The 13,766-nt window shown below is 70.6% G+C and carries 14 protein-coding genes and 1 pseudogene; 4 read left to right on the top strand and 11 right to left on the bottom strand.

Going from position 1 to position 13,766, the window contains the following annotated elements; genetic code table 11:
* Window positions 1-92: 92 nt before the first annotated feature.
* The 3 genes from FHR32_RS18815 to pdxH form a co-directional block, all read right to left on the bottom strand.
* Window positions 93-797 (bottom strand): iron-dependent transcriptional repressor DtxR, encoded by a 705-nt coding sequence (locus tag FHR32_RS18815; RefSeq protein WP_184755485.1) that lies wholly within the window; start codon window positions 795-797, stop codon window positions 93-95.
* 205 nt (window positions 798-1,002) lie between these two features.
* Window positions 1,003-2,217: an MFS transporter gene (locus tag FHR32_RS18810; protein WP_312882461.1), complete on the bottom strand. Its 1,215-nt coding sequence runs from the start codon at window positions 2,215-2,217 to the stop codon at window positions 1,003-1,005.
* A 93-nt stretch (window positions 2,218-2,310) separates the two neighbouring features.
* The gene (gene pdxH / locus FHR32_RS18805; protein ID WP_184755483.1) at window positions 2,311-2,964 is read right to left on the bottom strand and encodes a pyridoxamine 5'-phosphate oxidase; all 654 of its coding nucleotides are present in this window, start codon (window positions 2,962-2,964) and stop codon (window positions 2,311-2,313) included.
* A gap of 168 nt (window positions 2,965-3,132) precedes the next feature.
* On the opposite strand from pdxH, the gene FHR32_RS18800 reads away from it, so the two are divergent.
* Together FHR32_RS18800 and serC are read left to right on the top strand one after the other, a co-directional pair.
* On the top strand, window positions 3,133-4,239 hold the full coding sequence (locus FHR32_RS18800; protein WP_184755482.1) for a citrate synthase 2: 1,107 nt from the start codon (window positions 3,133-3,135) through the stop codon (window positions 4,237-4,239).
* A gap of 123 nt (window positions 4,240-4,362) precedes the next feature.
* Window positions 4,363-5,472 (top strand): phosphoserine transaminase, encoded by a 1,110-nt coding sequence (gene serC / locus FHR32_RS18795; RefSeq protein WP_184755481.1) that lies wholly within the window; start codon window positions 4,363-4,365, stop codon window positions 5,470-5,472.
* Between the two features lie 43 nt (window positions 5,473-5,515).
* Here serC and FHR32_RS18790 read toward each other — a convergent pair whose 3' ends face one another.
* The gene (locus tag FHR32_RS18790; RefSeq protein ID WP_312882460.1) at window positions 5,516-6,196 is read right to left on the bottom strand and encodes a GntR family transcriptional regulator; all 681 of its coding nucleotides are present in this window, start codon (window positions 6,194-6,196) and stop codon (window positions 5,516-5,518) included.
* Between the two features lie 201 nt (window positions 6,197-6,397).
* Here FHR32_RS18790 and FHR32_RS18785 point away from each other — a divergent pair, with 201 nt between their 5' ends.
* Window positions 6,398-7,201, top strand: a complete 804-nt coding sequence (locus FHR32_RS18785; protein ID WP_184755480.1) for a maleylpyruvate isomerase N-terminal domain-containing protein — start codon at window positions 6,398-6,400, stop codon at window positions 7,199-7,201.
* A 60-nt stretch (window positions 7,202-7,261) separates the two neighbouring features.
* Here FHR32_RS18785 and FHR32_RS43025 read toward each other — a convergent pair whose 3' ends face one another.
* From FHR32_RS43025 to FHR32_RS18755, 6 genes and pseudogenes are all read right to left on the bottom strand, one after another.
* The gene (locus FHR32_RS43025; RefSeq protein ID WP_221465465.1) at window positions 7,262-7,993 is read right to left on the bottom strand and encodes a hypothetical protein; all 732 of its coding nucleotides are present in this window, start codon (window positions 7,991-7,993) and stop codon (window positions 7,262-7,264) included.
* Between the two features lie 153 nt (window positions 7,994-8,146).
* On the bottom strand, window positions 8,147-8,788 hold the full coding sequence (locus FHR32_RS18775) for a response regulator (RefSeq protein ID WP_312882459.1): 642 nt from the start codon (window positions 8,786-8,788) through the stop codon (window positions 8,147-8,149).
* Window positions 8,779-9,945, bottom strand: a complete 1,167-nt coding sequence (locus FHR32_RS18770) for a sensor histidine kinase (RefSeq protein WP_184755479.1) — start codon at window positions 9,943-9,945, stop codon at window positions 8,779-8,781. Before FHR32_RS18770 ends, FHR32_RS18775 begins: the two co-directional genes overlap by 10 nt.
* Before the next feature lie 27 nt (window positions 9,946-9,972).
* A pseudogene (locus FHR32_RS18765) lies at window positions 9,973-10,152 on the bottom strand (rhomboid family intramembrane serine protease); the annotation flags it as partial.
* Window positions 10,153-10,195: 43 nt separating this feature from the next.
* Window positions 10,196-10,978, bottom strand: a complete 783-nt coding sequence (locus FHR32_RS18760; protein ID WP_184755478.1) for a hypothetical protein — start codon at window positions 10,976-10,978, stop codon at window positions 10,196-10,198.
* A complete protein-coding gene (locus tag FHR32_RS18755; protein WP_184755477.1) occupies window positions 10,965-11,480 on the bottom strand; it encodes a SigE family RNA polymerase sigma factor in 516 nt (171 codons plus the stop codon). The genes FHR32_RS18760 and FHR32_RS18755 overlap by 14 nt, the downstream gene beginning before the upstream one ends.
* Window positions 11,481-11,693: 213 nt before the next feature.
* Here FHR32_RS18755 and FHR32_RS18750 point away from each other — a divergent pair, with 213 nt between their 5' ends.
* Window positions 11,694-12,635, top strand: coding sequence for a hypothetical protein (locus tag FHR32_RS18750; protein ID WP_184755476.1), 942 nt, complete (start codon window positions 11,694-11,696; stop codon window positions 12,633-12,635).
* Between the two features lie 280 nt (window positions 12,636-12,915).
* Here FHR32_RS18750 and FHR32_RS18745 read toward each other — a convergent pair whose 3' ends face one another.
* A complete protein-coding gene (locus FHR32_RS18745; protein WP_184755475.1) occupies window positions 12,916-13,575 on the bottom strand; it encodes a rhomboid family intramembrane serine protease in 660 nt (219 codons plus the stop codon).
* Window positions 13,576-13,766 lie beyond the last annotated feature (191 nt).

The following is a 13,766-nucleotide window of genomic DNA, read 5'->3' as shown; positions in this document are numbered from 1 at the left end:
GCGCAAAGCGAACCACGGTTGCTCCTGCTGCAGTCTCGGCCGGGGAGTGAAGGGTCTCCCGAGGGGAATCCAACCAAGCAGAGGGGCCTTGGTCAGCGTGTGGAGACGAAAACATGTGCGGCAACGTCTCGCGGAAGGTCCGCAAGTCTGTTCTCCGCTCCGTCGTCACCTGTCACCCGCACACCGTCGTCGCTCGCCGCGAGCGTCACCTCGCGTCCGGGTTGTATCCCAACTTGCTTGAGTTTAAGCATCACAGCCGGATCACTTTGCACTTGTTCGCTAATTCGCCGCACCACAACGGGTATATCTCTGGGTCCGGCCAAGGCGGCCATCGACGGCAGGGACTCCCAGCCGCCTCCCGCGAGGCCCTCGACACCGAGCTCGTCCAGGCCCGGGATGGGGTTTCCGTGCGGGTCCTCGGTGGGGTTGTTCAGCAGGCTGACCAGCCGGGCCTCCACGGATTCGGACATGACGTGCTCCCAGCGGCACGCCTCGATGTGCACCTCCTCCCAGGGGAGGCCGATCACCTGGGTGAGCAGGCACTCGGCGAGGCGGTGCTTGCGCATGACCCGGGTCGCGAGCGTGCGCCCCAGGTCGGTCATGGTCAGATGCCGGTCGCCCTCGACCCTGACCAGGCCGTCGCGCTCCATGCGGGCGACGGTCTGGCTGACGGTGGGACCACTCTGCTGCAGCCGTTCGGCGATGCGCGCACGCAGAGGGACGATCCCCTCCTCCTCCAACTCGAAGATCGTGCGGAGATACATCTCCGTGGTGTCGATCAGGCCGTGTGCGGTCAAGGCTCCTCCCGTCCTATCTCGGTGCCCCGTCCATCGCGCGCTGGTGCCGTCGAGCCGCGCGGGACCGGGAAGTCTCAGACCCCGACCCTATTGTGAGATCCGTCCCCGATGACAAGGGCACAAACACCGGCAGTTGCCGAATCCTTCCCAATCCGTTCACCGGCCCCGTACAGCGGACCGGTGAAACCCCGCCCGCCGGAACCGTTCACCGGCTCTGCACGGCGGGCCGGTAGCCCCTGAAGGCCGGTACGGCCAGCCCCACCACGAGCACCGTGACCGCGCAGGCGATCCCGCCGCCGATCCACGCCCCGGGGGCGCCGAACCAGGTCGCCGTGGCTCCGGCGCGCAGGTCCCCCAGCCGGGGGCCTCCGGCGACCACCACCATGAACACGCCCTGCATCCGCCCGCGCATGTCGTCGGGTGCGTGGGTCTGCAGGATCGTCTGCCGCCACACCGAGGAGACCAGGTCGGCGGCCCCGCCGAAGGCCAGCAGCGCGACCATCAGCCAGAGCTGTCCCACGAGCCCGGCTGCGGCGACGCTGAGCCCCCAGGCCGCGATCACGAACGTGAGCGCCAGGCCCTGGCGCCGGACCCGGCCCACCCAGCCCGACATCAGTCCGCCGATCACCGAACCGATGGCCATGCTCGCCGACAGCCAGCCGAACGCGGTCGGCGAGCCGCCGAACCGCTCGGCCACGACCTCCGGGAACAGCGCCCTGGGCAGCGCGAACGCCATGGCGATGATGTCCACGACGAAGGACATCATCACGATCGGGTGCCCCGACACGTAGCGCAGGCCGTCCACGACCGACCGCAGGCCGGGGCGGGTGATCTCACCGACCGGCTTGAGCTGCGGCAGCCGCAGGGCGGCGTAGAAGCCCGCGCCGAACAGCAGCGCGTCGATCAGGTAGGCGGTGGCGAACCCGCCCTGGGCGAGCACGACCCCGCCGATCAGCGGGCCGATGACACTGCCGGACCCGCCCGCCAGGTAGTTGAGCGTGTTGGCCGCCGGGACCAGCTCGGCCGGCACCAGCCTGGGGATGATCGCGCCCCGGGTCGGCCCGGTGATGGCGAACCCGGTGGCGTGCACGGCCACGGTCGCCAGCAGCAGGCCGACGTTGGTCGTCCCCAGGGCGGCCTGGACGAGCAGCGCGAGCGTGGCGGTCCAGGCGATCAGCGCGCCGACCAGGAGCAGCCTGCGCCGGTCGACCGCGTCGGCGACGGCCCCGCCCCAGAGGCCGAAGACCACCAGGGGGATCAGGTTGGCCGGGCCGAGCATGCCGACCCAGAAGGACGAGCCGGTGATGGCGTAGATCTGGGCGCTGACCGCCACCGAGGTGAGCTGGAAGCCGATGAACGACACGCCCTGGCCGGCCCAGAGCCGCCGGTATGCGGGGACACTCAGCGGACGAGTGTCCACCGCAAGCCGTTGGACGAAATCCCCGAACCCCACGTTGTCCCCCAATGTCCGCCAGACATATGCGGATATATCAGTAAAAGGTGGGCAAGTGCGTCACGGGGCCAGGCGCTCGACGATCCAGGAGTCCCCCGAACGGCGGTACCGGAGGCGGTCGTGCATGCGGTCGGTCCGGCCCTGCCAGAACTCCACCTCCGCGGGCACGACCCGGAACCCGCCCCAGAAGTCCGGCACGGGCGGATCCGCCGGCCATCGCTCCGTCAGCTCCTCGTAGCGGGCGTCCAGCTCCTCCCTGGAGTGCACGACGGCCGACTGCCGGGACGCCCAGGCTCCGATGCGCGAGCCGTAGGGGCGGGACCGGTAGTAGGCGTCCGACTCCTCGCGCGGCAGCCGTACCACCGGCCCCTCCACCCGCACCTGGCGGCGGATGGCGTGCCAGGGGAACAGCAGGCCGGCCCGGGGGTTCTCGGTGAGGTCCCGGCCCTTGCGCGACTCGTAGTTGGTGTAGAAGACGAACCCGTTCTCGTCGTAGCCCTTGAGCAGCACGGTTCTGGCCGTCGGCCGGCCTCCCGCGGAGGCGGTCGCGACCACCATCGCGTTCGGCTCGGGAAGCCCGGCGTCCACGGCCTCGCCGAACCAGGCGGCGAACTGCGACACGGGATCGGGTGCGACTTCGGCCTCCAGCAACGGCAGGCCCTGATAGGTACGGCGAAGCCCCGCGAGGGATGGCGGGCGCGATGTGTCGTCCACGGGAAGGTATTCTCCCGTGCTTGACGGAAAAGATGCGCACCGCCCCCACCTGGGACGATCGCGTTCCGGCGGGTCCGGCGGCACACCACCGAACCCCAGGGGGTTGAATATGACCCGCCGGTATCTCGACATCAAGGCTTTGACTTCAAGAAAGGGAGGCGGCCGAGAATGTCCGACTTCAAACCCGGGCTCGAAGGCGTAGTAGCTTTCGAGACGGAGATCGCGGAACCGGACAAAGAAGGGGGCGCCCTTCGTTATCGGGGCGTCGACATCGAAGAGCTGGTCGGACGCGTTCCCTTCGGGAACGTGTGGGGCCTGCTGGTCGACAACACGTTCCAGCCGGGTCTCCCCCCGGCAGAGCCGTACCCCGTTCCTGTCCATTCCGGTGACATCCGCGTCGACGTGCAGAGCGCGCTGGCCATGCTGGCCCCCGTGTACGGCTTCAAGCCGCTGCTCGACATCGACGAGGAGCAGGCCCGCAACGACCTGGCCCGCGCCAGCGTGACCGCGCTCAGCTTCGTCGCCCAGTCCTCTCGCGGCCTCGGCAAGCCGATGGTCCCCCAGAGCGAGGTCGACAAGGGCGACGGCATCGTCGAGCGGTTCATGATCCGCTGGCAGGGCGACCCCGACCCCAAGCACGTGAAGGCCATTGACGCCTACTGGACGTCCGCGGCCGAGCACGGCATGAACGCCTCCACCTTCACCGCCCGCGTCATCGCCTCCACCGGCGCCGACGTGGCCGCGGCGCTGAGCGGCGCGGTCGGCGCCATGTCCGGTCCGCTGCACGGTGGCGCCCCCGCCCGCGTGCTGCACATGATCGAGGGCGTCGAGCAGGTCGGCGACGCCAAGAAGTACGTCCAGAGCGAGCTGGACAAGGGTCAGCGCCTCATGGGCTTCGGCCACCGCGTCTACCGGGCGGAAGACCCCCGCGCCCGGGTGCTCCGGCGCACGGCCAAGGAGCTCGACGCACCGCGTTACGAGGTCGCCGCGGCCCTGGAGAAGGCCGCCCTGGAAGAGCTGCACGCCCGCAAGCCCGACCGGGTGCTCGCCACCAACGTCGAGTACTGGGCGGCGGTCATCCTGGATTTCGCCCAGGTCCCCTCCTCCATGTTCACCTCCATGTTCACCTGCGCTCGCACCGCGGGCTGGGCCGCCCACATTCTGGAGCAGAAGCGCACGGGCAGGCTCGTCCGCCCCAGCGCCGACTACGTGGGCCCGGCGCAGCGTTCGGTCAACGACGTCCCCGGCGCCGCCGAGGTTCTCGGATCCCTCTGACCGATGTCCTGTACGGCTGTCGCGCGATCGTCTCGCGCGACAGCCGTTTCGCATTCCAGACTCGCCCATCTCAGAATCCGGACTTCGGCCTGGAGTAACCGGAAGGCTCAGTAGGCTGTTCAGGTGGCTGACATCGTGATTCCCTCAGACATCAAGCCCGCCGACGGCCGTTTCGGCTGCGGGCCCTCGAAGGTGCGCCCCGAGCAGCTGTCGGCTCTCGCGGCCTCGGGGTCCAGCGTGCTGGGCACCTCGCACCGCCAGAAGCCGGTCAAGTCTCTCGTCGGGCGCGTCCGCGCGGGCCTGTCGGAGCTGTTCTCCCTCCCCGAGGGATATGAGGTCGTCCTCGGCAACGGCGGCACCACCGCGTTCTGGGACATCGCCGCCTTCGGGCTCGTCCGCGAGAAGTCGCAGCACCTGCAGTTCGGCGAGTTCTCCTCCAAGTTCGCCTCCGTCGTGGCGAAGGCCCCGTGGCTGGGCGACCCGACCGTGATCAAGTCGGAGGTCGGCCGCCACCCCGAGGCCCGGCTGGAGGAGGGCGTGGACGTCTACGCGCTCACCCACAACGAGACCTCGACCGGTGTCGCGATGCCGATCAGGCGCGTGGGCGAGGAGGGCTCGCTCGTCCTGGTCGACGCCACCTCCGGCGCCGGCGGCCTGCCCGTCGACATCAGCGAGACCGACGTCTACTACTTCGCCCCGCAGAAGAGCTTCGCCTCCGACGGCGGCCTGTGGATCGCCCTGATGTCCCCGGCCGCGCTCGCCCGCGTCGAGGAGATCGCCGGCAGCGGCCGCTACGTCCCCGAGTTCTTCAGCCTGCCGGTGGCGGTCGACAACTCCAGCAAGGACCAGACCTACAACACCCCGTCGGTCTCCACGCTGTTCCTGCTCGCCGAGCAGATCGAGTGGATGAACGGCAACGGCGGCCTGGCCTGGACGACCGCGCGCAGCGCCGAGTCCGCGCGGCGCCTCTACACCTGGGCGGAGAAGACCTCCTACACCACGCCGTTCGCCGGTCCGGAGTTCCGCTCCAACGTGGTCGGCACCATCGACTTCGCCGACGGCGTCGACGCCGCCGAGATCGCCAAGGTCCTGCGCGCCAACGGCATCGTCGACACCGAGCCCTACCGCAAGCTCGGCCGCAACCAGCTGCGCGTCGCGATGTTCCCGGCCATCGACCCGGACGACATCGAGGCTCTGACGCACTGCATCGACCACGTGGTCGAGCGGCTCTAGCCCGTCGCCGGACCCCCGGGGAGCCGTCCCCGGGGGCAACGGGTCAGAATTCGTCGGCCCCGGTCACCTGGGTGACGGGGAAGACGTGGCGGGAGGCCGCGCAGATGGTCTCCAGCGTGTGGACCGGGGTGCCGTCGTCGCCGTAGCCGGCCCGCAGGACCTGCACCACCCACTCACCGGGATCGAGCTCCAGGGTCACCGCCTCGAAGCCGGTGGGCGGGCGGGCGACGAGGTATTCCTCCGCGTGGCCGAAGCGGTGGCCGAGCGCTTCGATCCCCGCCTGCAGGCTGGGCCGTACGAAGTCGGGGGCGGCCAGAGGGGTGCCGCCGAAGACGTCCAGGCGGAAGTAGCTGGTGGCGATCCGCACCGGCACGTCGTCGGCGAGCAGCAGCTTGCGACGGGCCAGCACCTCGGTACCGGGTTCGACGCGCAGGGCGGCGGCGACGTGGTCGGCGGCCGTCTCGGGGCCGACGTGGAGCATGCGGCGGCCCGCGCGGATACCCTGCCGCTCGGCCTCGGTCACGAACAGCGACGCCGAACCACGTACGGCGGGCTCGGTGGGCAGCGCCCGCCGGACCGTCACCCGAGGTGGTCTCCGGGGCGGCTCCGCGAGGCCGCCCGCGGCGCCTGTGGCGCCCGCTGACCCCGTCTGATCCCCCCGGCCCGGGTCGGCCTCCGGCAGCGCCCCGATCGCGGCGATGTCCTTCAGCGTCTTCTCGTCCACCCGTCCCTGCCCCCTGTCAAGCGGTCGTCCCGGCCGACTCTAACGGCCCGCCCCCACCGCGCGACACCGGTGGAGAAGGTAACGGAGAGTAATCGACAATGGTGATACGGGAGGTGGCGACGGGTAGTTCTGGGAGAGGATGCCGGACAGGCGGTTCCGCCCGGCCGTAGGGCCGAGAGACCTTCCTGCTGGAGGCAGTTGATGAACACGCTCACCGACAGGACCATCGCGGCCCTGCGTACCAACCACGATGACCTGACCGCTTTCGTGGCCGGTCTGGACGCCGACGACCTCGCCCGGCCCTCGGGGTCGCCGGAGTGGACCGTCGCCCAGGTGCTCAGCCACCTCGGCAGCGGCGCCGAGATCGGCCTGGCGGCGCTGCGGGCCGCGCTGGCCGGGGACGACGCGCCCGGCCAGGAGTTCAACGAGTCGGTGTGGAACCGCTGGAACGCCAAGAGCCCCGCGGAGCAGGCCGGGGATTTCGTCAGGGCCGACGCCGAGCTGGTCACCGCCTACGAGAGCCTGGACGCCGGCACCCGTGAGCGGCTGGAGATCAGGCTGGGCTTCCTGCCGAAACCCGCCGACGTCGCACTGGTCGCCGGGATGCGCCTGAACGAGGCCGCCCTGCACACGTGGGACGTGAAGGTCGCCTTCGACCCGAGGGCCACCGTCGCCCCCGACGCGGTCGAGGCGCTGACCGACCTCTATCCCGGGCCGCTCGACTTCCTCGTCGGCTTCATCGGCCAGCCCGACGCCCTCGACCCCCGGCAGATCACGCTCCGTGTCGAGACGAGCGAGCCGGAGCGGACCCTCGGCCTCACCCTCGGGGAGACCCTCGGCTTCAGCAAGGTGGCAGAGCCGGCCGACATCGTCCTGTCCGCTCCCGCCGAGGCGTGGCTGCGCCTGCTCACCGGCAGACTGGCTCCCCAGCACACCCCCGGCTCCGTGACCGTCACCGGCGGCGTCACCCTGGACGACCTGCGCCGGGTCTTCCCCGGCCTGTGACGGCCGCGCGGAACAGTCACGCGGGGCGGTCGCGCACGGGCGGAGCGGCGTCTCCGGCTCTCAGCCCGCGGTGCCGAGGAGCACGGCTCCCACCCCCAGTGCCACGGCCAGCGGGTAGGTCCACCACCTGGGCGCGGGTCCGGCCTTCAGCACCGTGACGCCGAGCGGCACCAGCGCGACGCACAGGCCGGCCGCGGCGACGATCGACATCGGGCCCGTGCCCTTGAGGACGCCGAGCGGCATGGCCGACATGAGCCCGAGCGCGACGCACCGCGCCGTCCCCGTCACACCGGCGCCGAACACACCGGCCCGCCAGGCACCCAGGGCCAGGACGGTCCAGCCGGAGAAGACGGCGAGGTTGAGCGGCTGGAAGACGTGAAAGGCACCGTACTGATCGCGCACCGCCCGCCGCGCGGCCTCCAGCCCCTCCACGTCCACCAGCTGGAAGGCCAGGTGGTTCACGCCCGCGTGGAAGACGCGGGCGAACAGCCCCGCCGTGACCAGTCCCCCGCCCCACATGGCCCAGCCGGGGCGCGACGCCCCGATCCGCCTGGTCACGGCTGCGACCGCGGGCCAGAGCAGGACGACTCCGGCGACGAAGGCACTGTAGGAGGCGGTCATCAGGACGGGGCTCCCGGCGAAGGCCGCGAGCTGCTCGGGGAAGAAGTCCCCGAACTCCACCCGCAGCAGCACCCCCGCGAGGATCAGTGCCGGGCCCAGGACCAGTCCGGCCCCCTCCGCCAGGCGGCCGGGAAAACGGAAGGCGGGCGATGTGCGCTCAGTCGTCGTCATGCCTTCGATCCAACCGGCGCGGCACAGCCGGCGCAGGGGCGCTGGCGCGAGAATGCGAGGTAGACCTGGCACTAATGCCGCGCCGGGAGGCCGGCGGTCCGGACCTCAGCCACGCAGGCAGACGAGGACGGCGAGGACCCGGCGGTTCGGGCCTCAGCCACGTAGGTAGGCGAGGACGGCGAGGACCCGGCGGTGCCCGTCGACGGCGGGCGGCAGGTCGAGTTTGGCGAAGATGTTCGCGATGTGCTTGGCGACCGCCGCCTCGGTGACGACGATCTCACGGGCGATCGAGGCGTTGGACCGGCCCTCCGCGATGAGCGCCAGCACCTCACGCTCCCTGGGCGTGAGCCGCTCCAGCGGGTCGCGGCGCCGGCTCAGCAGCTGGCGCACCACCTCGGGGTCGACGACCATGCCGCCCCCGGCGACCCGCGTCAGCGCGTCGGCGAACTCGGTCACGGCCCCGACCCGGTCCTTCAGCAGGTAGCCGATGCCCGCACCGCGTCCGGAGTCCAGCAGCTCGGTGGCGTAGGTCTGCTCGACATACTGGCTCAGCACCAGCACGGCGAGGCCGGGATGCGCCCCGCGCAGCGCGAGCGCGGCACGCAGCCCCTCGTCGCTGAAGCCGGGCGGCATCCGCACGTCGGTCACCACGATGTCGGGCGCGTGCTCCTCCACCGCGGCGACGAGGGCGCCGGCGTCGCCCACCGAAGCCGCGACCGTGTGCCCGAACCGTTCGACCAGGCCGACGAGCCCCTCCCGCAGGAGCACGGCGTCCTCGGCGATCACTACGCGCACGGGATCTCCACTCGCATCGACGTCGGCCCACCTGCCGGACTGGACAGCGACATTCTGCCGTCCACCACCGCGAGCCGGTCGGCCAGCCCGGTCAGTCCCGTGCCCTTCGACGGATCCGCGCCGCCTTCACCGTCGTCACGGATCTCCAGGAGCAGTGTCCGGCCGGTGACCCGGCCACGCACCAGGGCCCGGCTCGCCCGGCTGTGCTTGGCGACGTTCGCCAACGCCTCGGAGACGACGTAGAAGGCGGCCACCTCCACGGCCGTGGGCAGCCGGTCGTCCAGGGAGACGTCCACCTCCACGGCGACCGGAGACCGCCCCGCCACGTCACGGACGGCGGCGGAGAGGCCGCGGTCGGTGAGCACCTGCGCGTGCACGCCGCGGACCAGCTCCCGCAGCTCGGTCAGCGCCCGCATGGCCTCCTCGTGGGCCTGCGCCAGCCGCTCTCCGGCAGGTGAGCCGGGCGGCAGGTCGAGCCTGACCAGCCCCAGCTTCATGGAGAGCGCGACGAGCCGCTGCTGGGCGCCGTCGTGCAGGTCCCGCTCGATCCTGCGCCGTTCCATCTCGAACGCGTCCACGAGCCTGGCCCGCGACCGCACCACCTCATCCAGTTCCGTGTCACGGGAGGCGAGCAGGCTCCTGACCATCACCCCGCGCGCACCCGCCCAGGCGGTGAAGATGTAGACGGCCACCGGGAGCAGGAGCACGCCCCCGGCGGAGACGGCCAGCGTCTGGAGCGGCGTCTCCGCCGCCGCCGGCTGCACGACGGGCGACAGGATCAGCAGGACGGGGCCGCCGACGGTGAGGCCGACCATCATCAGGTCGATCCACCACAGCGCCAGGAGCGACGCGGCGGCCAGGCCGATCCCCCGCCACCGCCCGTCAGGCGTCTCAGAGACCGGAACGGCGTCCACCAGCCGTAACCGCCACCGCTCGAACCCGGCTGCCGGCGAGAGCACCGCGATGAGGGCGGCCAGCCCGGCGATCACCCGGGCCGGCACCGGTTCCAGGAGGGAGACAGCCATCGCGACCAGTCCGAGGAAGGCGCCGGGCAGGGCGCTCCCCGCCAGATACGCCAGCGACCTCCATGGCCACGAGGAGCGCAGGAAGGCCGGTGGGCGCAGGGAGAGTGCCTCCAGGGGCGTCCGCGTGTTCACCCTGAGACGCTAGCCGCGTCCGACGGCTCAAAGAGCGGGGACGGCGGCCCGACGCCTGCGGCGCAGCACCCAGGCCGCCACGATCCCGCCGACCAGTCCGAACAGGTGCCCCTGCCAGGAGATGCCGGCCTCACCCGGAAGCACACCCCAGATGATCGAGTAGTACGCCACCGTGACGCCGATACCGATCACGATGTCCAGGGCCCGGCGGTCGAAGGGGGAAACCCCCGGGCACCGGCGGCGCGCGGGTTCAGTCGTCGACGGTGAGCCCTTCGGCGATCTTCTTCAGCTCGCGGCCGATCGCCGTGTCGCCGTTGAGCTTCTTGGCGTAGACAGGACTGAACATCACCTCGATCCGCCGTGCCTCGCCCATGTTCAGGATGATGGTCGGGGTGCCCGCCATACCGTCCTCACCGACCCACTGACGGATCTGGTAGCCGGTCCGGTCACCGATGGTCACATCCGCGCCCTGCCCCTCGTCGCGGTATGCCCGCACCCGCTCGTCGACCTCCTGGACGGCCTGGCCTTCGTAGACGTAGATCTGGACACAGTAGAAACCGGTCTTGTCACCGTCGTAGTTCCACGAGGTCGTGTAGCTGTCACCGAAGTCCATGGACCGGTGGGACCACTGCAGGCCGTCGGGCAGGTAACCCACCTTGACGCTGCCGAAGGCCTTTCCGTCGCCCAGGTCCCCGAGATCGGGAGTCGGCGAGGGGGTGGGCGGGAAGTCGTCGATGGCGGGGGGCTCCGGCACGGCCTGGCCGGTGACGCCCGGCTGCGATGTCTCCGCGGCCGCGACCGGGCCGCCGGCCCCGGTCCCCGGTACGGGCGCGGAGCCAGATCCGAGGATCAGGTAGGCGGGGGCCATGACGCCCGCGACGGCCACCGCGGTGACCAGTGCGGTGAGCCTGACCCGCGTCGTCTTCTTCTTCCGCGAGGACCGGATGACCCGGTCCACCAGATCGGGCGCGGCGTGCAACGTCTCGGTCTCGTCCGCCATGAGCCGGCGAAGGTCGTCCTCAAGCATGGACATTCCTGATCACTCCTTTCGCTGATTCCCCGCCGATCGCCAGGCGGAGCTTGGCGATCGCCTTCGAAGCCTGACTTTTCACCGTGCCCGCCGAGCAGCCGAGGACCTCCGCGGTCTGCGTCTCGCTGAGGTCCTCCCAGTAGCGCAGGACGACCACCGCGCGCTGCCGGGGAGGCAGGGCTCGCAGCGTGTCCATGAGCACGTGGCGCAGGTCGACGTCGGTCCCTCGCGCCGGCAGCTCGGGAGGGGTGTGCATCGGGATGATCCGCAGGATCGCCCGGCGCCGGGCACGGCTGATGGATGTGTTGACGATGACGCGGCGGACATAGGGCTCGGGGTTGTCGTATCGCACCCGGTCCCAGCTCCGGTACGTGCGCTCCAGTGCCGTCTGCAGCAGGTCTTCCGCCTCCCCCTCGTCGCCGCACGCGAGGTAGGCGAACCGCAGCAGACTCGTGCCGCGTGCGGCCACGAACGCGGCGAACCCGTCGCCTTCTGCGCCGCTCACGCCTGTCCGTCCAATTTCATGACCCCTAATACGCCTGAGCCGCGCCGAGCGTTGCCCGCATCCGCGAACCGCTGGAGATTCGGTTGAATCAGCCAATTCGCGATGAAGGCCGCGAAACTCTCACACTGCTCGGATCACCGGCCGCCCGCGGGCAACCTTTCGGACGGCCCAGGCGTATTTGGGGTCATGAAACGGGACATCTGGAGGAAGCAGATGAAATTCGTGACCACACCGCTCCGGCCGCTGATCGCGCTCGGGCTGGCCGCGGCGGGTGTCATCACCCTGTCGGGCCCGCCGGACATGCCGGATCTGAGGCTCGTGGCCGCCACCCGGTCGGTGACGGCTCCGGCGGAAGGCGCTTACTGGCACACGAGGACGCTGTCGAAGACGACCCATCCCCGGCAGCTCGGGCACGGCGCGAACCGCTACTGGATGGAGGAGCAGGAGCTCGTGGAGGAGTGGGCCTCGCCCGACGGCAGGGCCTGGTTCGGCTATCGCCCGCTGGGGGTGCGCCCGAAGAGCCCGGCGGATGAGAAGGCGTGGCGCCGCGACGGCTCCCCGGCCAAGTGGAACCGCACGGCGGAGGGCACGGTCGTGTCCCTGTCCACCGAACCGGACAAGGGCAGGGTCGGCCCCGTGAGGGGCGCGAAGGGCCTCCCGGTCACCACGTTCTTCCTGGACGAACAGCGGCTGACGTATGAGGAGCTGCAGCGGCTGCCCGCGGACCCGGCCAGGTTGAAGACCTGGCTCGGGGAGGCCGCGCGAGTCGCGAAGACTCCCGACGGCGCCGTCGACGGCTACCTGACGTACACGTTGTCCTCACTGCTGCACAAGCTTCCGGTGCCGAAGGAGGTCCGTACCGCGGCGTACCAGGCGCTGTCGACGATGCCCGGCGTCCGTTCGCTGGGGAAGGTCAAGGACGCCCGGGGCAGGACCGGCGAGGGCCTGTCCATCGACCACGGGCAGACCCGCCAGAAGAAGGACACCTACACGGACAAGACCGAGGTGATCGTCGACACCGACGCGATGGTGCTGCTGGCCAGCGACCTGACGACCACGCTCAACGGCAAGCCGTTCCCGAGCAGGACCACGACCACGACCGTGCTCCAGGTCGGCTGGACCGACGACAAGCCATCGGTCCCCGCTCTCCCGTAGCCATCGGTCCACGCCCTCCCATCAAGGGGCAGCCGCGATCCCGGGCCGGGGAAGCCCCGAGATCGCGGCTTGGGAGGAGCACACCACCAGAACGGGGACTTTCACCTGACGGAGCAGATCCACGAGCTGGTCAGGAACGCGGCTCAGTGGTCGCTGAGGAGGCTCAACGCGAGACGGGCACGACGGGCGCGCGCCGGTCGGCCGTAAGGGGATCATGACGACCAGATGGGCAACGACCCCTACACCCAGACGGCGACCGGCGACGACTCCATCGGCTGTGTCACATCGGAGACGGTGACGCGGGGACGGCGGCCTGACGCCTGCGGCGCAGCACCCAGGCCGCCACGATCCCGCCGACCAGCCCGAACAGGTGCCCCTGCCAGGAGATGCCGGCCTCACCCGGAAGCACACCCCAGATGATCGAGTAGTACGCCACCGCGACACCGATACCGATCACGATGTCCAGGGCCCGGCGGTCGAACAGGCCCCGGGCGACAACGAAGCCGAAGTAGCCGAACACCAGCCCGCTCGCGCCGACCGTGACGGTGGTCGGCGAACTGGTGAACCAGACACCCAGGCCGCTGACGACGATGATGATCAGGCTGGCGGCCAGGAAGCGGCCGATCCCGCGCAGCGCGGCGAGGAAGCCGAGGATCAGCAGCGGCAGCGAGTTGGCCATCAGGTGGCCGAAGCCCGCGTGCAGGAACGGGGCGAGGAAGATGCCGGTCAGGCCTTCGGGGTTCCACGACCTGATGCCGTAGGAGTCGAAGTCGGCGGGCAGCACGTAGTCGGCGACCTCGATGACCCACATGCCGGCGACCAGGACGATGATGAGCATCGCGGCCCCCGCGGCACCGGCCGCCAGGTTGCCGGCCCTGCGTTTGAAAAGCGCGCCGACGGACCGCTTCGTCGGAGTGGTCCGGGTCGCGTAGTCGTTCATCGAATCTCCTGGCCCTCGGAGCGGTCGCGTGGACGGCAAGTGCCCCCGCCGCACTCGTCCACACCTTTACCGTACGCACTCTTGGCCATGAATGTGCCGGACGTGTCCTTACGGAATCACGTCCGGCACCCAACCTGTTACCACCGGGGCCGCCGGGGCGATCCCGCTCAAGGAACGGCTCCCGCTCAAGG

Origin of the sequence: Streptosporangium album (assembly GCF_014203795.1) — a bacterium.
In the GTDB taxonomy this organism is placed as follows: Bacteria; Actinomycetota; Actinomycetes; order Streptosporangiales; family Streptosporangiaceae; genus Streptosporangium; species Streptosporangium album.
The sequence above is the reverse complement of the archived record's forward strand: the minus strand, read 5'-3'. Positions and strand labels throughout refer to the sequence as shown.

Excerpts from the sequence above, each read along its gene's own strand:
- FHR32_RS18800 (WP_184755482.1), top strand. The coding sequence starts at position 3,133 with ATGTCCGACTTCAAACCCGGGCTCGAAGGCGTAGTAGCTTTCGAGACG.
- FHR32_RS18785 (WP_184755480.1), top strand. The coding sequence starts at position 6,398 with ATGAACACGCTCACCGACAGGACCATCGCGGCCCTGCGTACCAACCAC.
- FHR32_RS43025 (WP_221465465.1), bottom strand. The coding sequence starts at position 7,993 with ATGACGACGACTGAGCGCACATCGCCCGCCTTCCGTTTTCCCGGCCGC.
- FHR32_RS18760 (WP_184755478.1), bottom strand. The coding sequence starts at position 10,978 with ATGTCCATGCTTGAGGACGACCTTCGCCGGCTCATGGCGGACGAGACC.
- FHR32_RS18750 (WP_184755476.1), top strand. The coding sequence starts at position 11,694 with ATGAAATTCGTGACCACACCGCTCCGGCCGCTGATCGCGCTCGGGCTG.
- FHR32_RS18745 (WP_184755475.1), bottom strand. The coding sequence starts at position 13,575 with ATGAACGACTACGCGACCCGGACCACTCCGACGAAGCGGTCCGTCGGC.